The following is a 21,012-nucleotide window of genomic DNA, read 5'->3' as shown; positions in this document are numbered from 1 at the left end:
GAGCGGAACTGCTGCGGGTGCCTGGCTCAGACGGTGCCGGCGCGGTGACAGGCGGCCTCGGACGGAGTGTTCCGGTGCATCAGCTTCGGGATGCTGGTCGTGCACTCGTCGACGCGGTACACGCAGCGCGGGGCGAAGCAGCACCCCCGCCGGTCGACCTTGCCGTCGAGGCCGACGGAGTTCACCGCGGGCGGGGCGGTCTTCTCGTCCGGATCGAGCGAGAGCGCCGATCCGAGCAGGAAGCGGGTGTACGGGTGGGACGGCGAGCCCAGCACCTGCTCGACGGTGCCCTGCTCGACGACCCGGCCGAGGTACATCACGGCCAGGTGCGAGCACACGGCGCGGATGGTCGGCAGGTCGTGGGAGACCAGGACGTAGGTCATGTCGAGCCGGTTCTGCAGCGACACCAGCAGACTCAGGATCTCGGAGCGGACCGAGACGTCCAGTGCCGAGGTCGGTTCGTCCAGCACCAGCAGCTCCGGCTCGGTGGCCAGCGCCCGGGCGATGTTGGTGCGCTGCTGCTGACCGCCGGACATCTGGTGCGGATACCGCTCGGCCAGGGCCGGGTCCAGGACGACCAGCTGCATCAGCTCCGTCACCCGCTCCCGCAGCGCCGTCCCGCGCAGACCGCGGTGCAGCTTGAGCGGCTCGCCGATGAGGTCGCCGACCTTCATCCGCGGGTCGAGCGCCTCGTAGGGCTCCTGGAAGACGATGCCGGCCCTGCGCCGCAGTGGTCGCAGGCTGCGCTCGGTCGCGCCGACGGTGTTGACGCCCAGCACGTTGGCCTCGCCCGAATCGGCGGCGATCAGCCCGAGCAGGGTGCGGGCCAGCGTCGACTTGCCCGAGCCCGACTCCCCCACGATGCCCAGGGTCGAGCCGCGCTCGATCCGCATCGAGGTGTTGTCGATGGCCACCACGTCGGCGGACCCACCCCGGCCGCGGAAGGTCTTGCGCAGGTTGCGCAGCACCACCACGTCGCGGGACTCCGGTGTCGCCGGACCCCGCTGGTCGATGAGCGTCATGCCGACATCGCCGTCAGGCCGGAGCGCTCGCGCTGGGTGACGAACTCCAGCCGGGACGCCTTGAGCAGGTTGCGGGAGTACGGCGCCGACGGGCTGCGCAGCACCTGGCGGACCGTGCCGTCCTCGACGACGTTGCCCTGGTACATCACACTGACCGTCGCGCAGTACTGCGCCACGATCGACAGGTCGTGCGTGATCATCAGGACCGAGAGCTTGAGGTCCTCCTGCAGCCGGGCCAGCAGCTCCAGGATCTGCCGCTGCACGGTGGCGTCCAGGCCGGTGGTCGGTTCGTCGGCGATCAGGAAGGTGGGGTCGCACAGCAGCGAGGTGGCGATGACCACGCGCTGGGCCAGACCGCCGGACAGCTCGTGCGGGAAGGCGTGGGCGATGCGGGTGGCGTCCGGGATGCCGACCAGCCGCAGGTAGTGCAGCACCCGCTCGGTGCGCTCCTTGCGGCCCAGCTCCATGTGCTCGGCCAGCACCCGGCCCATCTGCTTGCCCACCGAGTACATGGGATGCAGAGCCGTGCGCGGGTTCTGGAAGATCATGCCGAAGGCCGGCCCGCGCAGTTCGTGCAGTTCGTTGTGGCCCAGACCGACCAGTTCCCGGTCGCCCAGCTTGATCGAGCCGGAGGTGACGGTCACCCCCTTGGGCAGCAGGCCCATGATCGCGGCCGCGGTGATCGACTTGCCGGAGCCGGTCTCACCGACCAGGCCGTGCATGGTGCCGGGAGCCACGGCCACGGACACGCCGTGCAGCAGCTCGTTGGTGCCACGACTGTTGGCCGCCTTGACCCGCAGGTCGCGGACGGTCACGACGGCGTTCTGGGCCGCCGGGTCGAGGTCGAGGTCGGCGGCCGATCGGGTCAGCGTTGCTTCCATGCTGCTATCCAATCCACCCTTGGAAACGGGTTCGGGTCCGGTCGGTAAGCATCCAGTTACGCCGTTGCCGGTCGCGGCTGAGGGACCGGACTCCGGGGAACCAGCAGGTCGAGCGGCGGAACGCCCCGTTCGGGGCTCGTTCTCGCTGGTCGGGACGGTGTTGCGGTGGCGTTACGCCGTAGCGGCGGTGCGGTTGCCGCGGCGCTGACCGCCGGTAGGTGCCCTCGATCATCGCCGTGTCCTCGATGAACAGGAAGTCGAAGCCGGCCCGCTCCGAGGAGGTGGCCAGGTCCACCTACAGGCCCGGCTTCATCCGCTCCCGGGTGGCGGGGGGCGCCCCCCGCCCCCCCCCCCCCGGGGGGGGGGCGCGGGGTCGCCCCGGCGCCCCCCCCCGCCCCCGCCCCCCCCCACCCCCCCGCGCGGGGCGCCCCCGGCCGCCGGGCCCCGCCCCTGTGCGTTGTCGCGGTCGGTGGACCGGGCAGCGACCCGGTCGGCCGGCCGGGCGCTGCACCACACGCAACCGGCCGGAGCGGATCCGGCACCGCCGGGAGGAGAGAGGCATGGCTCGGTTCGTCGACCGCGCGGTCCTGCACCTGCAGGCCGGTGACGGCGGGCACGGCTGCTCGTCGGTGCACCGGGAGAAGTTCAAGCCGTTGGGTGGGCCGGACGGCGGCAACGGCGGCAACGGCGGCAACGTGACGCTGGTCGTCGACCCCAACGTGCACACGTTGCTCGACTTCCACTTCCGGCCGCACGCTCGCGGCGGCAACGGCCGTCCCGGGGCCGGCGACCACCGGGACGGGGCCAACGGCACCGATCTGGAGCTGGCCGTCCCGGACGGCACCGTGGTGCTCGGGCTGGACGGCGAGATGCTGGCGGACCTCACCGGCGCCGGGACGACGTACGTCGCCGCCCGTGGCGGCCGTGGTGGCCTGGGCAACGCGGCGCTGGCCTCCAGCACCCGCAAGGCGCCCGGCTTCGCGTTGCTCGGCGAGCCCGGCGAGGCGGCCGAGGTCGTGCTCGAGCTCAAGTCGGTGGCCGACGTCGGTCTGGTCGGCTTCCCCAGCGCCGGCAAGTCGTCACTGGTCTCGGTGCTGTCGGCCGCGCGTCCCAAGATCGCCGATTACCCGTTCACCACGCTGGAACCGAACCTGGGTGTGGTGTCGGCGGGCAGCGAGGTCTTCACCATCGCGGACGTGCCCGGTCTCATCCCCGGGGCCAGCCAGGGCCGCGGGCTGGGCCTGGAGTTCCTGCGGCACATCGAACGCTGTGCGGTGCTCGTCCACGTGGTCGACTGCGCGACGTTCGAGTCGGGCCGCGACCCGGCCAGCGACATCGAGGCGTTGGAGGCCGAACTCGCTCAGTACACTCCGTCGCTGTCCACCGACCTGACCGACCGGCCCCGGCTGGTCGTGCTGAACAAGGTCGACGTGCCGGAGGCCCGCGAGCTGGCCGAGTTCGTGCGGGCGGACCTGGAGGCCACCGGTCATCGGGTGTTCCTGGTCTCCACGGCCACCCACGAGGGGCTGTCCGAGCTGCGGTACGCCCTGGCCGAGACGGTCGCCGCCGACCGGCGCAACCGTCCCGCCGCCCCGCCCGCGCGGGTCGTGCTGCGGCCGAAGGCGTTCAACGAGGAACACTTCCGCGTCACCGCCGATCCCGAGGAGGACGGCGCCTTCGTGGTCTCCGGCGTCCGGCCGGAGCGGTGGGTGCGGCAGACCGACTTCAACAACGACGAGGCCGTCGGCTACCTGGCCGATCGTCTGGCCCGGCTCGGCGTCGAGGACGCCCTGGCCGCGGCCGGTGCCCGGCCCGGGGCGCCGGTCACCATCGGCGACGTCACCTTCGACTGGGAACCCGTGTCGGCCATCGCGGCCAACCAGCCGCTGGGCGGCCGGGGCAGCGACGTCCGGCTGGAGCCCAACACCCGCATCGGCGCCGCGGAACGCAAGGCGCTGCACCGGCTCCGGCGTGGGCTGCCGGTCGAGGGGCACGAGTTCGACGACCTGCTGGCCGACCGGCTGGATCCCGCCGCCGACGAAGCCCGCTCGGATCGGGACGCGACGTCGTGACCTCGGCGTCGCTGCGGTCGACCGGGCCGGCGGTGCCGGCCACCGACGTCGCTGCCGCTGCCGCTGCCGCCGCCGACTCCACCGAGGCCGACCGGGTGACCGGCGATCCCGACACCGAGGCGTCGGTGCGGCACCGCATCGCCCAGGCCCGGACCATCGTGGTCAAGGTCGGGTCGTCCTCGCTCACCACGTCGCACGGCGGCCTGGACCCGGCCCGGCTGGACGCCCTCGTCGACGCCATCGCCGACCGGGTGGACACCGGCTCGAACGTGGTGCTGGTGTCCTCCGGTGCGATCGCGGCCGGCCTGGCCCCGCTCAACCTGCGGCGCCGCCCCCGGGACCTGGCCACCCAGCAGGCGGCCGCGTCGGTGGGGCAGCAGCAGCTCGCGGCCCGGTACGCCGGGTCCTTCGCCCGGCACCGGGTGCTGGTCGGCCAGGTGCTGCTGACCAGTGACGACGTGGTGCGTCGGGCGCACTACCGCAACGCGCAGAACACCTTCGCCCGGCTGTTGTCGTTCGACCGGGTGGTGCCGGTGGTGAACGAGAACGACACGGTCGCCACCGCCGAGATCCGGTTCGGCGACAACGACCGACTGGCCGCCCTCGTCGCCCACCTGGTCGGGGCGGAGGCGCTGGTGCTGCTGTCCGACGTCGACGCCCTGTACACCGGCGACCCCCGGCTGCCGGAGTCCGCCCGCATCCCGTTCGTGCCGGATGCCCGGGCACTGGTGGGCATCGGGATCGCCGACAGCGGCAGCGATGTCGGCACCGGTGGGATGGCGTCCAAGCTCACGTCGGCGCTCACCGCCACCGGAGCCGGGATCCCGGTGCTGCTGGCCGCGGCCGCCGACGCGGCCCAGGCCCTGCGCACCGACGCACCCGCGACGGCCGGGGCCACGGTCCGCGCGGTCGGAACGGTGTTCGCCCCCGCGGCGCGGCGCACCTCCGCGCGGCTGTTCTGGTTGCGGCACGCGGCCGACGCCACCGGATCGGTGACCCTGGACGCCGGTGCGGTGCGTGCGGTGCTGGAACGGCGCAAGTCGCTGCTGCCCGCCGGGATCATCGCCGTGCACGGCGATTTCGGGGCCGGAGACGTCATCGAGCTGATCGGTCCGGACGGTGTCGTGGTGGCGCGGGGGTTCGCCGGGCACGACGCCGGCGAGGTCGCGGGGATCCGGGGCCGGTCGCTGGCCGACGTGGCCGAGGAGCTGCGCCACCCCGTGGTGCACGCCGACGACCTGGTCCGGTTGACCGGGAGCAGCGCCGCGCCGGGCGGCCGTCCCGGTCCCGACCGGGCCGACGACCGCCGCGCCGAGCCCTCCGACGAGCACATCGATCCCGACACCGACCGTGGCACCGGAGCCCCGGACGACGAACACCCAGGGAGTCCGCGATGACCGCCAGCACCGAGACCACCGCCGCTGCGCCCGCGCCGGCCCCGGCAGTGCCGACCGTGGACGGAGCGGGTCCAGCCTCGCGGGAGGCCGTCCTGGCCACGGCGGAGCGGGCCAGGGTCGCGGCCCGGGCGCTGGCCCAGGTGTCCGGTGCGGTCCGCAACGCCGCGCTGCTCGCCATGGCCGCAGCGCTGCGTGCCCAGCAGGCTGACGTGCTGGCGGCCAACGCCCAGGACGTCGCCGCCGCCGAGGCGGCCGGCACCGGCCCGGCCCTGGTCGATCGGCTCCGGCTCACCCCGTCGCGGATCGAGGCGATGGCCGGCGGACTCCAGACCCTCATCGGACTGCCGGATCCCATCGGTCAGGTGGTGCGCGGGTCGGTGCTGCCCAACGGGTTGCAGCTGACCCAGGTGCGGGTGCCGCTCGGTGTCGTGGCCATGATCTACGAGGCCCGGCCGAACGTCACCGTGGACGCGGCGGGCATTGCGCTGAAGTCCGGGAACGCCGCACTGCTGCGCGGGTCCGGGTCGGCCTTCCGGTCGAACCGGGTGCTCGTGGACATCCTGCAGGCGGCGGCCGAGTCGGCCGGGCTCCCGGCCGACTCGGTGCAGCTGGTGCCGGGCACGGACCGGGCGTCGGTCACCCACCTGATGACCGCCCGCGGTCTGGTCGACGTGATCATTCCGCGTGGCGGCGCCGGGCTCATCCAGACCGTGGTCAACCACTCCACCGTGCCGGTGCTGGAGACCGGGGTGGGCAACTGCCACGTCTACGTGGACGAGTCCGCGGACCTGGAGATGGCGCTCGACATCCTGGTCAACTCCAAGGCCCGCCGTCCGTCTGTGTGCAACGCGGCCGAGACCCTCCTGGTGCACCGGGACATCGCGGCGTCGTTCGTGCCGTCGGCGGTGCGGGCGCTGCAGGCCGTCGGGGTGACGGTGCACGCCGACCCGGCGGTGCTCGAGATCGCCGGGGTCATCGGAGCCGCCGGCGACGACGCCTCCCTCGTCCCGGCCGTCGTCCCGGCGACCGCCGAGGACTTCGACACCGAGTACCTGTCGCTGGACATCGCGGCCGCGGTGGTGGACGACCTGGACGCGGCCGTCGAGCACATCACCGCGCACGGCACCGGTCACACCGAGGCCATCGTCACCGGGTCGCTGGCCGCGGCGCAGCGGTTCACCGCCGGCGTCGACGCGGCCGCGGTGATGGTGAACGCCTCCACCGCGTTCACCGACGGCGGCGAGTTCGGGTTCGGCGCCGAGATCGGCATCTCCACCCAGAAGCTGCACGCCCGGGGGCCGATGGGGCTGCCCGAGCTGACCAGCACCAAGTACGTGGTGACCGGCACCGGCCAGACCCGGTCGGCCTCGTGAGCGGCCCCGTGACCGCCCCGATGACCGGGGCGGACGGCGACGGCCACGTGACCGGGACCGCCGGAGCGCACCGCCGCGGCGGGCGCCGGATCGGCGTCATGGGCGGGACGTTCGACCCCATCCACCACGGCCATCTGGTCGCCGCGTCCGAGGTCGCCGACCGGTTCGAACTGGACGAGGTGATCTTCGTCCCGACCGGTCACCCGTACCAGAAGAGCGGGGTCAGCAAGGCCGAGCACCGCTACCTGATGTCGGTCATCGCGACCGCGGCGAACCCGCGGTTCACCGTCTCCCGTGTCGACATCGACCGCCCAGGGCCGACGTACACCAAGGACACGCTCACCGACCTGCGGGGCGCCGAGCCGGACGCGCAGTGGTTCTTCATCACCGGTGCCGACGCCCTGGAGGCCATCGCCAGCTGGAAGGACGTCGACCAGGTCTTCGCCATGGCGCACTTCATCGGCGTGACCCGGCCCGGCTTCCAGCTCAGCGACAGTGCGCTGCCCCGGGGCGCGGCCACGCTGGTCGAGGTGCCGGCCATGGCGATCTCGTCGACCGACTGCCGTCGGCGGGTGGAGTCCGGCCAACCGGTCTGGTACCTGGTCCCGGACGGGGTGGTGCAGTACATCGCCAAGCACCGGCTCTACCAGCCCGGGACGGCACTGGCCGACCGGACCACCAACCGCCGCCTGCAGCCGCCGGCCGGCGACCACGACGCGCCGCCCGGCGGCGGCCCCGTCCCGCCCCACCGGACCCCGTCCGCGCACCGAGGAGATCTGTGACCGCCACCGACCACGCCCTGGACCTGGCCCGCATCGCCGCCCAGGCGGCGTCCGACAAGCTCGCCAGCGACATCCTCATCGTCGACGTGTCGGACCGCCTCGCGATCACCGACTGCTTCGTGATCGTCACCGGCGCCAACGAGCGGCAGGTCGGGGCCATCGTCGACGCCGTCGAGGAACGGCTCCGGCTCGAGGGGGTCAAGCCGGTCCGTCGCGAGGGGGAGCGGGACGGCCGGTGGGTGCTGCTCGACTTCCTCGACGTCGTCGTGCACGTGCAGCACGCCGAGGAGCGCGTCTTCTACGCGCTGGACCGGTTGTGGCGGGACTGCCCGATCATCCCCTTCGTCGATGCAGCCTCACCGGGTGACGATGCGGATGGATCGCCGGCCGCGGCTGCGACGGGCGATCTGGAGCCGACCCCGAGCACCGACGAGGCCGACACCGTCCGATGACGCTGGAGCACCTCATCGTGCTCCGGCACGGCGAGACGGACTGGAACCGCGCGCGCCGCATGCAGGGTCACCGGGACGTCCCGCTCAACGAGCTGGGTCGTCGCCAGGCGGCCGAGGCGGCACCGTCGGTCGCGGCGTTGCAACCCGAGCTGATCGTCTCCTCCGACCTGTCCCGCGCCCGGGAGACCGCCGAGGTGGTGGCGGCCCGGTGCCGCTTGCCGCTGGCCACGGACGCCCGGCTGCGGGAGACCTCGCTGGGGGACTGGGAGGGGCTCACCCGCGCCGACGTCGAGGCCGGGTGGCCCGGCGAGTGGGCGGCCTGGCGGACCAGCAGCAGCCGGCTCGCCCCGCCCGGCGGCGAATCGCGGTGGCAGGTCGCGCAGCGCGCGCGGGCCGTGGTCGACGAGCTCGACGCCGGCACCACGGCCCGGCGGGCGCTGCTGGTCGCGCACGGCGGACTCATCGTCGGGTTGACCGGCGAGCTGCTGCAGCTGCCGGAGGAGGCCTGGTCGACGCTGATCGGCGTGGGCAACTGCCACTGGGTGGGGCTGCACCGGGTGGACGGCCCGGTGCCCGGGGCGCCGTGGCGGCTGCACGCCTACAACGCCGGGCTCGGCGGCGTCGTGCTGCCCAGCGGTGAGGACGAGGTCGCCGGCGTCTGACCGTGCCGGCCGCTCCGGGGCGGCGGCCGTGGCCCAGGGCATGACACGATCGCGGCGGCGGCGGCGCCCGGTCCGAGCCCGGGCCGGGTGCCCGTGCCGACCGCCGGCCGCTGGACAGCGAGGAGACAGGCCATGCCGCAGGAAGTCCGGGGCGTCATCGCCCGCAGCCAGGACGCGCCCGTCGAGGTGACCACGATCGTCGTGCCCGATCCGGGGCCCGGGGAGGCCGTGGTGGCGATCAAGGCGTGCGGCGTGTGCCACACCGACCTGCACTACCAGCAGGGCGGCATCGGCCAGGACTACCCGTACCTGCTCGGCCACGAGGCCGCCGGCGTGGTCGAGTCGGTCGGTCCGGACGTCACCGACCTGGCGCCGGGCGACTTCGTGATCCTCAACTGGCGCGCGGTCTGCGGCGAGTGCCGGGCGTGCAAGCGGGGGCGGCCGCAGTACTGCTTCGCCACGCACAACGCCACCCAGAAGATGACCCTGACCGACGGCACCGAGCTGTCCGCGGCCCTGGGCATCGGTGCCTTCGCCGACAAGACGCTGGTCGCCGCCGGACAGTGCACCACGGTGGACCCGGCCGCGCCCGCCGATGTGGCCGGACTGCTCGGCTGCGGGGTGATGGCCGGCATCGGCGCCGCCCTGAACACCGGTGGCGTCACCCGGAACGACTCGGTCGCGGTCATCGGCTGCGGGGGCGTGGGGGACGCGGCCATCGCCGGGGCCGCGCTGGTCGGTGCGCACACCATCGTGGCCATCGACACCGACCAGCGGAAGCTGGACTGGGCCAAGGAGTTCGGCGCCACGCACACGGTGCTGGCCGGTGGCGGCCGCAGTGACGAGGACGTGATCGCCGAGGTGCAGGCGCTGACCGACGGGTTCGGGGTGGACGTCGCCATCGACGCGGTCGGCCGCCCGGAGACGTGGAAGCAGGCCTTCTTCCTGCGCGATCTGGCCGGCACCGTGGTGCTGGTCGGCGTGCCGACACCGTCGATGCAGCTGGAGATCCCGCTGCAGGAGATCTTCAGCCGGGGCGGGGCGCTCAAGTCGTCCTGGTACGGCGACTGCCTGCCGACCCGCGACTTCCCGGTGCTGATCGACCTGTTCCTGCAGGGCCGGTTGCCGCTCGAGAAGTTCGTCACCGAGCGGATCGGGATCGACGACATCAACGAGGCGTTCGAGAAGATGCACGGCGGCGACGTGCTGCGGTCCGTGGTGGTGCTCGACCCGCAGTGACACCCCGGCCGGTCACCTCCGGATCGATCCGGGCGGGACCACCGGGTGGGCGCAGCGGCAGGACGGATCCGGGCAGTTGTCCCCATGCCCGGAGCTGTCCACAGCCGCGGCCGGCGACCGCACCCGGCGATGCACAGGCCTCGACACTGCCGGAGTGCCCGTCGACCGCAGCGCTCCGTCGCCGGCCGGCTGGACCCCCGACGCGCCCGTCCGGCCGGCCGGGCGGATGCCGGTGCGGGGTGCCGGCTCCGGGGCCGCAGCGGGCGCACCCCTGTCAGGCGGGCACGCGTTCGACGCCCTCCGACCCGGCCGACCCCACCGCGCCGGACCGGCCCTGGCTCCGGAGCCCGACGACAGCGGACACCCTTCCCCGCCGCGCGGATCGAGCGGGCCGGCCGACCCGCTGCCCGGGTCGTCGTCCGACTCGCCGGCCGACGCGCCACCCGGCGAGCTGCCGGTGCGCCGGATCCGGTTGCGCACGGCGCGCTGGCGTCGGCGGCTGGTCGAACAGTGGGTGCCGGAGCCGTTGCGGGGTGCGCGGGTCGACCCCGGTCGGCGGGGCTCCCGCCTGCTGGTGGCGGTGGCCGCCGTGGCGGCGGTCGTCGCTGCGGTGGGGGTCTGGTGGCAGCGACCCACCGAGTTGCCGGTGCCGGGCCTCGAGCCGATCGCGGCCGCGGTCCCGGCGCCGGTCGACGGAGCTCCCGGGACCGCCGATGCGGCAGCCGCAGCCGCAGCCGCAGCCGCAGCCGCAGCCGCATCGCCGGACGGTCCGGCTCCGTCCACCTCGGCCGACCAGCCGATCCTGGTGTCGGTCACCGGCCTGGTCCGCAGTCCGGGCGTCGTCACCCTGCCCGCCGGCGCCCGGGTGGCGGATGCGATCGCCGCGGCGGGCGGCCCGGCGGATGGTGCTGATCTCACCGGACTGAACCTGGCCGCCCGGCTCACCGACGAGAGCTCCGTGGTGGTGGGTGCGGTGGCCGGCGCCGGTGACGTGGCGGGTCCGGCCGGCGGACCGGTGCCGGGCGGTGCTCCCGCCGGGCCGGGCACGCCGGACGGTGCGGCGGTGCTGGATCTCAATGCCGCCGACCAGGCCGCTCTGGAGGCGCTGCCCGGCGTCGGGCCGGTGATGGCCGGCAACATCCTCGCCTTCCGCGAGACCAACGGACCGTTCACCTCGGTCGACCAGCTGCAGGAGGTGCCAGGCATCGGCCCGGCGCGGTACGCGACGCTGGCCCCGCTGGTGCGCACGTGACCCGCCGGGGGACCGGTGGTGTCGATCCGGCCCCGCCCGGCGGCGGGCTGCAGGACGACGAACGCCCGCGGCCACCGGTCGATCTCCGGTTGCTGGGCGCCGCAGCCGGGGTGTGGTCGGGGAGCCTGGCCGCCGTGCTGGTGCGCGGGACCTCGTTGCTGGCGGCAGGTCTCGTCACGCTGGTGGTCCTGGCGACCTGCCTGCGCGCCCGTCGCCGGACCGGTGGGACGGCTGCCGAGGCCGTGGGACGCCGACGGGTGGTCGTCCGGGTGCTCACCGTGCTGGCCGCCTGTGCACTGGCTGCCGGACTGGCCGCGGCGGCGCGGCTGGCGGCCGAGGCCGCCGATCCGATGACGCGGGCGGGCGTCGATGGTCGCTGGGTGTCGGCCGTGGTGCAGGTGAGCGGTTGGCCGGAGCGCCGGGCGGCGTTCGCCACCGAGGGCGAGGAGGCGAGCCCGACCGGCGGATCGGAGGTGCGCTGGCTGGTGCCGGCCCGGGCCGCGGAGGTGACGGTGGACGGGCGACGGTGGAGTTCGCACGCCTCGGTCGAGTTGTCCGGCAGCGCACCGCGGCTCGGCGACGTGCAGCCCGGGGAGCGGCTGCGGGTGAGCGGCACCGTGACCGTCGAGACCTGGGCCGGGCTGGACGGGCTGGTGCTGCGATCGCGCAGCGCCCCGGTGGTGCTCGGCGACGCGCCGGTGTGGTCGAGCATCGCCGGCACGGTGCGGGCCGGCGTCGTCGACCAGGCGGCGGCCCTGTCGCCCGACGCCCGGGGCCTGTTGCCGGGGCTGGTGGTGGGCGACACCGCGGGGATCGACGAAGCCCTGCTGCAGGACGCCCGGGTCACCGGACTGGCGCACCTGCTGGCCGTGTCCGGATCCCACTTCACCCTGGTCGGCGGGGCGGTCCTGCTGTTGCTCCGCCCGGTCGGGCTGCGCGTGGCGGCGGTGGGCGCGGGCACGGTGATGGCGGCCATGGTGGTCGTCGTCGGCCCGGAACCGTCGGTGGTGCGGGCGTTCGCCATGGGCCTGGTCACCCTGCTGGCGCTGCTGTCCGGACGGGAGCGGGCCGGAGTGCCGGCGCTGCTCGCGGCGGTGACGGTGCTGCTGCTCCTCGAGCCCCGGTTCGCGGTGTCGGTCGCGTTCTCCCTGTCGGTGGCGGCCACGGCGGCGCTCGTCCTGCTCGTTCCGCCGTGGACGCACGCGCTGCAGCGGCGCGGCTGGCCGCCCGGATGGGCCGCGCTGGTCGTGGTGCCGGTGGCGGCGCAACTGGCCACGATGCCGTTGATCGCCGGGATCGGTGGAGGGGTGTCGCTGGTCGGCGTGCTGGCCAACCTGTTGGTCGCCCCGGTGACCGCGGTCGCCCTGCTGGCGGGCGTCGGCTGTGCGGTCACCGCACCGTGGTGGCCCGACGCAGCGTCGGTGTTCGCGACGGCCTGTGCGCCCCTGCTGGAGTGGACCGCCTGGGTGGCCCGGACCCTGGCCCGCTGGCCCCTGGCCCACCTGCCGTGGCCGGCGACGCCGGCCGGGATCGTCCTGCTGGTGGGGAGCACCGGGGTCGGCCTGCTGGTGCTGCGGGCCCGACGGGTGCGGGCGCTGGTGGCGGCCACCGGGCTCGGCGCCGTGGTCGTCCTGCTGCCCGCGCAGTGGATGTCGCCCGGGTGGCCGCTGCCGTCGTGGCGGGTGGCGCTGTGCGAGGTCGGCCAGGGCGACGCGATCCTGCTGCGGACCGAGGCGCCGGACGCCGCGGTCGTGGTCGACACCGGTCCCGACCCCCATCTGATGGACGCGTGCCTGGACCGGTTCGGGATCACCGTGGTGCCGCTGGTGGTGCTGACCCACCTGCACGCCGACCACGTCGACGGACTGCCCGGTGTGCTGGACGGCCGCACGGTGGGCGCCGTCGGGGTCGGTCCGGGCCGGGAGCCGGCCGGCGCGTGGCAGGCGGTGCTGCACGACGCCGACGCGGCCGGCGTCCCGGTGGTGCCACTGCCCACCGGGACCCGCTGGTGGACCGGCGGTGTCGTCCTGGAGGTGCTGGGGCCGCGCGGGAGCTGGGGCGGATCGGAGGGCGCGGTGAACAACGAGTCGGTGGTGCTGACGGCCACGGTGGACGGGCTGCGGGTCCTGCTGACCGGCGACATCGAACGGGAGGCGCAGCAGGCGCTGCTCGACGCGGGCGTGGACCTCACCGCGGACGTGCTCAAGGCGCCGCACCACGGCTCCGGCAACCTGCTGCCGACCTTCGTCCGCGCCGTCGCCGCGCCGGTGGTGCTCATCGGCGTCGGTCGCGACAACGACTACGGCCATCCCGATCCCGACATGCTCGCCGCCGTGCACCGGGCCGGGGCCAGGGCGGTGCTGCGCACCGATCTGGACGGCGACGTGGCCGTCGGACTGCGCGGCGGGAGCCTGGTCACGGCGGTGCGAGGCGCCACGGCGAGGACGCCATGACCACGGCGTGGCCGATCCGATCGACCGCGAACGGGTGCCGTCCGAGGGACGGCGCTGGTGACGGGGTCAGGTCAGCCCGAGGTCCGACGCGGTCATCCGGCAGACCGCGTCGAAGTACTGGTCCAGGTCGTCGATGGATCCCACCAGGTGCCCGAACAGCTCGAAGGAGATGGTGCCGAACAGGGTGGCCCACGCCGCCATCACCCGCACCGTCACAGCGGTCTCGTGCGATCCGTCGTCGGCCGGCTCCGCCGTCGTTGACTCCGGTCGGTCGGACGATGAGCCGGTCGTTCCTCCGTCGGGTCGCCAGTTCCGGGCGTGCTCGCGGGCCGAGGCCACCGCCCGCACCGTCCGGCGGTCCACCCACGCCGGGGTCGCGTCGAGCGCGCCGCCCCTGGCCATCCGGACCAGGACCGCGATCACCCGCGTCGCCGGCCCGACGGTCGTCCGGGGCGCCCGGTAGCCGGGGACCGGCGACCCGTACAGCAGCGCCCACTCGTGCGGATGGGCCAGCGCCCACGCCCGGACGGCGCGGCCGGTGGCCAGCCAGCGCGCGGCCACTGGCCGGGCCCGGGCGCGGTGGGCGGCGTCCTCCGCAGCCTGTCCGAGCTCGTCGAAGGCGGTGACCAGCAGGTCGGTGAGCAGATCGTCCCGGCTCGGGTAGTAGCGGTACACCGCCGACGACACCATGCCGATGTCCCGGGCGACGGCCCGGAGCGACAGCGCGGCCGGGCCGACCTCGGCGAGCTGTGCGCGCGCGGACGCCAGGATCTCGGCCGTGATCTCGGCCCGGGCGCGCTCCCGTGCCGAGCGGGCGGGCCCAGGAGCGGCGGACGCAGCGGTCATGCCCTCAGCCTGCCTGCCGGCCGGAGCGGTGACAACCGTCGCGGGCGTCGATCGCATCCCGGGTCTCTGCTCCGATGCGAGAGCACTGCTCTTGACGGGCCGGACGGATCGGGCCACAGTGGAGGCGGATCGAGAGCGGTGCTCTCGTTGATCAGGAGGAGCGAAGGACATGACCGATCGACACGTCGTCCTCGGCGCCGGGCCGGTGGGCACCCACCTGGCCCAGGTGCTCGCCGCGCGCGGCCACGAGGTCCAGGTCGCGACTCGGCGGGCGACGGCGGTGCCGATGCCGACGGCCGCTCCGGCTGGCGGATCGATCACGGCGGTGGCGCTCGACGCATCCGACGCGGAGGCGCTCACCCGGCTGGTCGACGGCGCCACCGCGTTCTACAACTGCATCAACCCGGCTGCCTATCCGCAGTGGGAACGGCTGTGGCCGCCGGTGCACGCGGCGCTGATGACGGCCGCCGAGCGCACGGGCACGGTGCTGGCGGTGACCGGCAACCTGTATCCGTACGGCCCGGTCGACCGCCCGATGGTCGAGGGCATGCCCGACGCGGCGACCGACCACAAGGGCCGGCTGCGGGCGCGGATGTGGGCGGACCTGGCGCAGGCGCACCGGGCCGGCCGGCTGCGGGCGGTCGAGGTGCGCGGGTCGGACTACGTCGGCCCCGGTGTCGGGCCCAACGGGCACGTGACGCGGCTGCTGCCCGCGCTGCTGCGTGGGCGGACCGGCTGGGCCGTCGACTCGGCGGACCTGCCGCACTCGTGGACCGACGTGCTAGACGTCGCGCGCACCCTGGCCGCGGTGGCCGACCGCCCGGACACCTGGGGCCGGATCTGGCACGTGCCGACCAACGAGCCGCGCACCCTGCGGCAGGCCGTCACGGACGTGCTGGCCGCCGCCGGCCGGCCGCCGGGACGGATCCGTTCCGTCCCGGACCCGATCGTCGCGGCGATCGGACGGATCAACCCGATGATGCGGGAGGTGCGCGAGCTGCGGTACCAACGCACCCGGGGGTACGTCCTGGACTCCTCGCTGGCGCAGCGGGAGCTCGATCTGGCCCCGACGCCGTGGGAGCGGGTCTGCGCCCGCACCGCCGGGGTCACGGACGCCTGGACGCGCGAGCGCCACTGATCCGCCGAGTGCGCCGTCGGGTCCCGCTCAGCGCTCGTCCGGGCGGGGGAGCTGGTCGAGCTCGGCGCGGACCGCCTGGAGTTCGGCCTCCAGGGCAGCGGCCCGGGCCTGAGTGGCCCGGCGGTGTTCGTCCAGCACCGCGGCGACGGCCTCCGACAGTGCCGGATGGCCGAGCGCGGTGACCAGTTCCCACACCCGGGCCGGCACGGCCGGTTCGGTGCGGATGACCCGGCGGGGGCCGATGGTGGCGTCCACCGTCCACCGGGTGGCGTCGTCCGGATCGGTGGCCACGGTGATCCGCACGGGGGTGGGTCGGTGCCCGGACCGCGCGGCACGACGCGCGGGCGTGCGGGTGCCGCCGGTGGGACCGTCCGGCCCCGCCGCCGCGGCCGACCCGCCGGCCCCGGATCCGGCTGCGCCGGACGACGTCCCGGTGCGGGCGGCCGACGGGGCCGGTGCGGACGGCGGTCCGGGCGGTGCCGTCGGCCGCGCAGCTGCCGGTGCGGTTGCCGGTGTGGACGGCACGGGGCCGGGCTGCCGCGGGGGAGTCGGCGCGGCGGTCCCGGCGGTCGGCGCGCTGGGCCTGGAGGCGCTCCGGGTGGCCGCGGGATCCGCACTGCGCCCCCGTCGCGCGGACGGGAGCTCGTCCGGGGCCGGAGCGCCCGCGCGTCCCCGGACCGCCGGCCGCAGGTCGGCCGGCGCGAACGGCAGCACGTCCTTGCTGCCGTTCACCGTCACCTCCACGGCGACGAACTCCGGTCCGTCGACCGCCGGATCCCCGACCGACCGCACCCGGCCGACGGTGTCGGCCGGGAACGCCGCCGACGGCGCCAGCCGCACTCGCACGGACTTGCCCGCCTCGACCGCCGCGCGGGCGGCGTCGACGTCCAAGGGCAGTTCGGGCTGGGCGCGGGACCGTCGGGTGGATCGGGCCGGAGTCGGTGCAGACATGCCCTCATCGTGGCGCACGACACCGACAGCGGGCCCGCGACACCGGGCCGCGACACCAGGACGCACGGCGTCATCATGGTCGCCGGGGCAGCCGGCAACCCCGTCGACGGGACGTCAGTCGGTCGGGGTGGCGCCCCAGTGGTCGATGAAGGTGATCTCCCGGACGTCCCGCCGCTTGGCCGGCTTGAAGTCGGTCCCGACCGTGTACGCCACCGGCAGCAGCGCCGCCTGGGTCACCGTGTTCGGGATGCCGAGCAGCTCACCGACCTCCTCCTCCAGCGCGAGCGTGAAGGTGGTCCAGGCCGAGCCCAGACCGCGGGAGCGCAGGGCCAGCTGGAAGCTCCAGATCGCCGGGTGGATCGAGGCGTAGTAGATGGCCGCCGACTTGGCGTCGGTGGGCCGGCCCTCGTGACAGGGGATGACCAGGGCGGGCACCTGGTCGATGATGTCGATGAGGTACTCGGCCGACGCGCGGACCCGACGGTCCTGCGGGTCGTCCGGCTGCGGCATCTCCTTGTAGAAGGCGCCACCCTTGCGGAAGATCGCCGAGAGTGCCTTGCGCTGCTCGGGATCCAGCACCACCACGAAGCGCCAGCCCTGGTTGTTGCTGGCCGTCGGCGCCTGGGTGGCCAACTGCAGGCACTCCAGGATCACCGACTCCTCGACGGGACGATCCAGATCGAGGCGCTTGCGCACCGCTCGGGTGGTGGACAGGAGACGGTCGGTGACGGCCAGGTCGAAGGGAGCACCGGCTGCCTCGTCGAAGGGAGTTCCCATCGACGGGACATTACGGCTCGCCACCTGGCGGCCGGTGCGGCCGTCCCGGCGGTCATCTGGCGGTCACCGGCCGGTCACCTGACGGCCGGGACCGGCGCCCGGCCGGAGGTCGACCCGGGACCGACCCGTCCGAGCTCCGGCGGTGACTCAGCCCAGGACCGCCGCGGCGGCCCGGGCGGCGGCCGGCAGCGCAGCCTCGATCCGCTCCAGCGCGGCGTCGTCGTGCGCGGCCGAGACGAACCAGGCCTCGAACGCGGACGGCGGTAGGTACACCCCGTCCCGCAGCATGCTGTGGAAGAACGCGGCGAAGGCTGCGGTGGACTGGGTGCGGGCCAGGTCGTAGTCGGTGACCGCCGCGTCGGTGAAGAACACCGAGAACAGGGTCCCGGCCCGCTGCAACCGGTTCGGCACTCCGGCCTGGGTGAGGGCCGCGGCGACCAGCTCGCCCACCGTGCGGGCCGTGGCGTCCAGGTGGGCGTAGATCTCGTCGGTGCAGCCGCGCAGCGTGGCCAGGCCGGCTGCGGTGGCGATCGGGTTCCCGGACAGCGTGCCGGCCTGGTAGACGGGCCCCTCGGGAGCCAGGTGGGCCATGATGTCGGCCCGGCCGCCGAACGCCCCCACGGGCAGTCCGCCGCCGATCACCTTGCCGAATGTCATCAGGTCGGGACGCCAGCCTTCCTGCGCGCCGTCCAGTCCCCACATGCCCGCCCGGCTCGCCCGGAACCCGGTCATCACCTCGTCGGTGATGAGCAGCGCGCCGTCGGCGTGGGTGATCTCGGCCAGGCCGGCGTTGAAGCCGGGCAGCGGCGGCACCACGCCCATGTTGGCCGCGGCGGCCTCGGTGATGACCGCGGCGATCTCGCCCGGGTGGGCGGCGAACGCCGCACGCACCGCGTCGAGATCGTTGTAGGGCAGCACGATCACCTCCGCGGTGGTGGCCGCGGTGACGCCGGCCGAGTCGGGCAGCGCGAAGGTGGCGATGCCCGATCCGGCCGAGGCCAGCAGCGCGTCGACGTGGCCGTGGTAGCAGCCGGCGAACTTGACCACCTTGGACCGGCCGGTGAAGCCGCGGGCCAGTCGCATGGCCGACATGGTCGCCTCGGTGCCGGAGGACACCAGCCGGACCCGCTCCACCGGGTCGACCCGGCGGACGATCTCCTCGGCCAGCGCGACCTCGCCCTCACCCGGGGTGCCGAACGAGAGTCCGCGGGACACGGCAGTGTCCACGGCCGCCCGGACGTCCGGGTGGGCGTGGCCCAGGATCATCGGACCCCAGGAGCCGACCAGGTCGACGTACTCGCGGCCGTCGGCATCGGTGATCCGCGGGCCGGTGCCGGAGACCATGAACCGGGGCGTGCCGCCCACCGAGCGGAACGCCCGCACCGGCGAGTTGACCCCGCCCGGGATGACGGCCAGCGCCCGGTCGAACAACGCCTGACTGGCCGGGGCGTCGGCCATCTCGGCGGCGACGGCCGCCTCCGGGACGTCCTGCGGGTCGAGTGGGGTGTCCTCCACCGGAGCGCTGGAGGCCGGCGCCACGTGGGCGTCGGTGTCGTCCACCGCGTCCTCGGCACCGGCATCGGCCCCGGCGGCGAGATCGTCGACGGGCTCGATCCGGTCGTCGCCGCCGGCCGCCAGATCGTCGGCGGGCGGCGGGACGTCGCCCGCGCCCGCGGCGAGGTCCTCGCCCGCCGTGGCATCGTCCACGAGATCGCCCAGCCCGGTGTCGCTCCCGGACGGATCGGTGGACGAGTCGGGTCCCATGGCGTCCAGTTCGGGGCTCCTGTCGGTGGTGGGTTCGTCGGCGGGGCTCATCCCAGGTCCTCCCCGGCGGTCAGCCGCCGGGCCACGGAGACGGCCCAGTAGGTGAGCACGATCTGCGCGCCGGCCCGTTTGATCGACACCAGCGACTCCATGACGGCGCGGTCCCGGTCGATCCAGCCGTTGGCGGCGGCCGCTTCGATCATCGCGTACTCGCCGGAGATCTGGTACGCCGCCACCGGCACGGTCACCGCCGGGTCGCGGGCCACGTCCGCCAGCACGTCCAGGTAGCTCATGGCCGGCTTGACCATGATCAGGTCGGCGCCCTCGGCGATGTCCAGGGCCACCTCGCGGGCCGCCTCGCGACGGTTGCCGGGCTGCTGCTGGTACGTGCGGCGGTCGCCCTGCAGGGCCGAGTCGACCGCCTCGCGGAACGGGCCGTAGAACGCCGAGGCGTACTTGGCCCCGTAGGCGAAGATGCCGGTGTCGAGCGCACCGGCCCCGTCCAGCGCGGAGCGCACCGCGGCCACCTGGCCGTCCATCATCCCGGAGGTGCCCACCAGGTCAGCCCCGGCTGCGCTGAGCGCCAGACCCATGTCCTGGTAGCGGACCAGGGTGGCGTCGTTGTCCACGGCACCCGAGGCGGTGAGCACGCCGCAGTGCCCGTGGTCGGTGAACTCGTCCAGGCACAGGTCGGCCATGAGCACGGTCTCGGCGCCCACCTCGGCGCGCAGGTCGGCCATGGCCACGTTGAGGATGCCGTCCGGATCGGTGGCCGCGCTGCCCACCGCGTCCCGGTGCGTGGGGATGCCGAAGAGCATGAGCCCGCCGATGCCGGCCTCCACGGCCTCGACCGCGGCCCGCCGGAGGGACTCGCGGGTGTGCTGCAGGACGCCCGGCATCGACTGCAGCGGCACCGGCTCGGTGAGCGACTCCTTCACGAACATCGGCAGGACCAGATCGCGCGGGTGCAGTCGGGTCTCGGCGACCAGCCGGCGGATGGCCGGGGTGCGGCGGAGTCGGCGGGGGCGTTCGGTGGGATAGGGCATGGGTTCGGCTTCCTGACGCGTCCGTGCGGTCGGGTGGATCACGGGCGGACCGGCGCTGTCCTGGTCCAGGGCCGGTGGGCGGCGGCGGGCCGCGGGCTCCAGTGTGGTCCCCGCGACCGAGGACCCTCGCACCGGTCGGGGGGCCAGGTCCCGGACGGCCGCGCACAGCCCAGCCACCAGTGCCGCGTCGGACGGTGCAGCGGCGGTGAAGGTGACGGTCAGGCCGGCGGCCTCGGCAGCGGCCCGGGTGGGGCTGCCGATCGTCCCGACGACCAGCTCGTCGGCCCCGCCGCCCGGGACCACCGCAGCGGCCAGCGCCTGGGCCGCGCTGGGTGACGCCAGCAGCACCGCCCCGACCCGCCCGGTCCGCAGGGCGCGGACCGTCCTCGGTGGGACCGGTCGGCCGACGGTCCGGTAGGCGAGCACCTCGGTCACGATGAACCCCTTGCTGCGCAACGCATCCGGGAGGGTCGGCGCGGCCTGGTCGGAGCGCGGCAGCAGCACGGTCCGACCCGGCTCGGCCGGCCAGCAGGCGGCCAGTTCGGCCGCCGACCCGCCGCGGTCGGGCATCACGTCGACGCGGAGTCCCGCGGCCCGGGCGGCGGCGGCCGTGCCGGCGCCGACCACCGCGATCCGGGTGGCCGGCACCGTTCGGCCGCCGGCCCGGTCCAGCGCCGCGACCAGGGCGGCGACGGCGTGCACCGAGGTGAGACCGATCCAGTCGAACCGGCCGGCCTGCACCTGCGCGGCGGCCCGGTCCAGCGGGGCCGGGTCGTCGGGCGGCTCGATCCCGATCAACGGGACGACCTCGGTGGTGGCGCCGGCCGCCTCGAGCAGGGCGACCAGGCCGGTGGCCCGGTCGGCCGGTCGGGTGACCAGCACCCGCCACCCGGCGAGCGGCCGGC

16 protein-coding genes and 2 pseudogenes are annotated in these 21,012 nt (G+C 74.9%); 10 read left to right on the top strand and 8 right to left on the bottom strand.

The window, feature by feature from the left end; translation table 11 throughout:
* Window positions 1-26 precede the first annotated feature (26 nt).
* Both JL106_RS08725 and JL106_RS08720 read right to left on the bottom strand, forming a co-directional pair.
* A complete protein-coding gene (locus tag JL106_RS08725; RefSeq protein ID WP_205260304.1) occupies window positions 27-1,022 on the bottom strand; it encodes an ABC transporter ATP-binding protein in 996 nt (331 codons plus the stop codon).
* Window positions 1,019-1,903: an ABC transporter ATP-binding protein gene (locus JL106_RS08720; protein WP_205260303.1), complete on the bottom strand. Its 885-nt coding sequence runs from the start codon at window positions 1,901-1,903 to the stop codon at window positions 1,019-1,021. The genes JL106_RS08725 and JL106_RS08720 overlap by 4 nt, the downstream gene beginning before the upstream one ends.
* A gap of 560 nt (window positions 1,904-2,463) precedes the next feature.
* Here JL106_RS08720 and obgE point away from each other — a divergent pair.
* The 9 genes and pseudogenes from obgE (at window position 2,464) to JL106_RS08675 (ending at window position 13,585) form a co-directional block, all read left to right on the top strand.
* Window positions 2,464-3,975 (top strand): GTPase ObgE, encoded by a 1,512-nt coding sequence (gene obgE / locus JL106_RS08715; protein ID WP_205260302.1) that lies wholly within the window; start codon window positions 2,464-2,466, stop codon window positions 3,973-3,975.
* A gap of 95 nt (window positions 3,976-4,070) precedes the next feature.
* The gene (gene proB / locus JL106_RS08710; RefSeq protein ID WP_407940131.1) at window positions 4,071-5,372 is read left to right on the top strand and encodes a glutamate 5-kinase; all 1,302 of its coding nucleotides are present in this window, start codon (window positions 4,071-4,073) and stop codon (window positions 5,370-5,372) included.
* Window positions 5,369-6,745, top strand: coding sequence for a glutamate-5-semialdehyde dehydrogenase (locus JL106_RS08705; protein ID WP_205260301.1), 1,377 nt, complete (start codon window positions 5,369-5,371; stop codon window positions 6,743-6,745). Before proB ends, JL106_RS08705 begins: the two co-directional genes overlap by 4 nt.
* A gap of 20 nt (window positions 6,746-6,765) precedes the next feature.
* A pseudogene (gene nadD, locus JL106_RS08700) lies at window positions 6,766-7,395 on the top strand (nicotinate-nucleotide adenylyltransferase); the annotation flags it as partial.
* Between the two features lie 128 nt (window positions 7,396-7,523).
* Entirely contained in the window at window positions 7,524-7,979 is a 456-nt protein-coding gene (gene rsfS, locus JL106_RS08695) for a ribosome silencing factor (RefSeq protein WP_205260300.1), read from the top strand.
* Complete coding sequence (locus tag JL106_RS08690; RefSeq protein ID WP_205260299.1) at window positions 7,976-8,641, top strand: histidine phosphatase family protein; 666 nt, start codon at window positions 7,976-7,978, stop codon at window positions 8,639-8,641. The genes rsfS and JL106_RS08690 overlap by 4 nt, the downstream gene beginning before the upstream one ends.
* 132 nt (window positions 8,642-8,773) lie before the next feature.
* Window positions 8,774-9,880 (top strand): S-(hydroxymethyl)mycothiol dehydrogenase, encoded by a 1,107-nt coding sequence (locus tag JL106_RS08685; protein WP_205260298.1) that lies wholly within the window; start codon window positions 8,774-8,776, stop codon window positions 9,878-9,880.
* Window positions 9,881-10,034: 154 nt separating this feature from the next.
* A complete protein-coding gene (locus tag JL106_RS08680; protein ID WP_205260297.1) occupies window positions 10,035-11,132 on the top strand; it encodes a ComEA family DNA-binding protein in 1,098 nt (365 codons plus the stop codon).
* The gene (locus tag JL106_RS08675) at window positions 11,129-13,585 is read left to right on the top strand and encodes a ComEC/Rec2 family competence protein (RefSeq protein ID WP_205260296.1); all 2,457 of its coding nucleotides are present in this window, start codon (window positions 11,129-11,131) and stop codon (window positions 13,583-13,585) included. The genes JL106_RS08680 and JL106_RS08675 overlap by 4 nt, the downstream gene beginning before the upstream one ends.
* Window positions 13,586-13,651: 66 nt before the next feature.
* On the opposite strand, the gene JL106_RS08670 is transcribed toward JL106_RS08675, so the two are convergent.
* Window positions 13,652-14,431, bottom strand: coding sequence for a TetR/AcrR family transcriptional regulator (locus JL106_RS08670; protein ID WP_205260295.1), 780 nt, complete (start codon window positions 14,429-14,431; stop codon window positions 13,652-13,654).
* Between the two features lie 169 nt (window positions 14,432-14,600).
* Between JL106_RS08670 and JL106_RS08665 the strand changes: the two genes are divergently transcribed.
* Window positions 14,601-15,569: an NAD-dependent epimerase/dehydratase family protein gene (locus tag JL106_RS08665; protein ID WP_205260294.1), complete on the top strand. Its 969-nt coding sequence runs from the start codon at window positions 14,601-14,603 to the stop codon at window positions 15,567-15,569.
* Window positions 15,570-15,596: 27 nt separating this feature from the next.
* Here the strand turns inward: JL106_RS08665 and JL106_RS08660 are convergent, their stop codons facing one another.
* The 5 genes and pseudogenes from JL106_RS08660 to JL106_RS22480 all read right to left on the bottom strand — a co-directional run.
* Window positions 15,597-16,520, bottom strand: coding sequence for a hypothetical protein (locus JL106_RS08660; protein WP_205260293.1), 924 nt, complete (start codon window positions 16,518-16,520; stop codon window positions 15,597-15,599).
* Window positions 16,521-16,634: 114 nt separating this feature from the next.
* The gene (locus tag JL106_RS08655) at window positions 16,635-17,297 is read right to left on the bottom strand and encodes a nitroreductase family protein (protein ID WP_205260292.1); all 663 of its coding nucleotides are present in this window, start codon (window positions 17,295-17,297) and stop codon (window positions 16,635-16,637) included.
* A gap of 147 nt (window positions 17,298-17,444) precedes the next feature.
* Window positions 17,445-18,755 carry a glutamate-1-semialdehyde 2,1-aminomutase gene (gene hemL, locus JL106_RS08650; RefSeq protein WP_205260451.1) on the bottom strand — a complete coding sequence of 437 codons (1,311 nt, stop codon included), beginning with the start codon at window positions 18,753-18,755 and terminating at the stop codon, window positions 17,445-17,447.
* Window positions 18,756-19,108: 353 nt separating this feature from the next.
* Window positions 19,109-20,107, bottom strand: coding sequence for a porphobilinogen synthase (gene hemB / locus JL106_RS22485; RefSeq protein WP_407940130.1), 999 nt, complete (start codon window positions 20,105-20,107; stop codon window positions 19,109-19,111).
* 186 nt (window positions 20,108-20,293) lie between these two features.
* Window positions 20,294-20,989: pseudogene (locus JL106_RS22480) on the bottom strand (uroporphyrinogen-III synthase); the annotation flags it as partial.
* Window positions 20,990-21,012: the final 23 nt, after the last annotated feature.

Origin of the sequence: Nakamurella leprariae (assembly GCF_016918035.1) — a bacterium.
Lineage (GTDB): Bacteria > Actinomycetota > Actinomycetes > Mycobacteriales > Nakamurellaceae > Nakamurella > Nakamurella leprariae.
The sequence above is the reverse complement of the archived record's forward strand: the minus strand, read 5'-3'. Positions and strand labels throughout refer to the sequence as shown.

What these genes read in the sequence shown, in the direction of transcription:
- JL106_RS08725 (WP_205260304.1), bottom strand. Translation starts at nt 1,022, where the DNA reads ATGACGCTCATCGACCAGCGGGGTCCGGCGACACCGGAGTCCCGCGAC.
- JL106_RS08720 (WP_205260303.1), bottom strand. Translation starts at nt 1,903, where the DNA reads ATGGAAGCAACGCTGACCCGATCGGCCGCCGACCTCGACCTCGACCCG.
- obgE (WP_205260302.1), top strand. Translation starts at nt 2,464, where the DNA reads ATGGCTCGGTTCGTCGACCGCGCGGTCCTGCACCTGCAGGCCGGTGAC.
- JL106_RS08705 (WP_205260301.1), top strand. Translation starts at nt 5,369, where the DNA reads ATGACCGCCAGCACCGAGACCACCGCCGCTGCGCCCGCGCCGGCCCCG.
- JL106_RS08690 (WP_205260299.1), top strand. Translation starts at nt 7,976, where the DNA reads ATGACGCTGGAGCACCTCATCGTGCTCCGGCACGGCGAGACGGACTGG.
- JL106_RS08685 (WP_205260298.1), top strand. Translation starts at nt 8,774, where the DNA reads ATGCCGCAGGAAGTCCGGGGCGTCATCGCCCGCAGCCAGGACGCGCCC.
- JL106_RS08670 (WP_205260295.1), bottom strand. Translation starts at nt 14,431, where the DNA reads ATGACCGCTGCGTCCGCCGCTCCTGGGCCCGCCCGCTCGGCACGGGAG.
- JL106_RS08665 (WP_205260294.1), top strand. Translation starts at nt 14,601, where the DNA reads ATGACCGATCGACACGTCGTCCTCGGCGCCGGGCCGGTGGGCACCCAC.
- JL106_RS08660 (WP_205260293.1), bottom strand. Translation starts at nt 16,520, where the DNA reads ATGTCTGCACCGACTCCGGCCCGATCCACCCGACGGTCCCGCGCCCAG.
- JL106_RS08655 (WP_205260292.1), bottom strand. Translation starts at nt 17,297, where the DNA reads ATGGGAACTCCCTTCGACGAGGCAGCCGGTGCTCCCTTCGACCTGGCC.
- hemL (WP_205260451.1), bottom strand. Translation starts at nt 18,755, where the DNA reads ATGGCCGACGCCCCGGCCAGTCAGGCGTTGTTCGACCGGGCGCTGGCC.
- hemB (WP_407940130.1), bottom strand. Translation starts at nt 20,107, where the DNA reads ATGCCCTATCCCACCGAACGCCCCCGCCGACTCCGCCGCACCCCGGCC.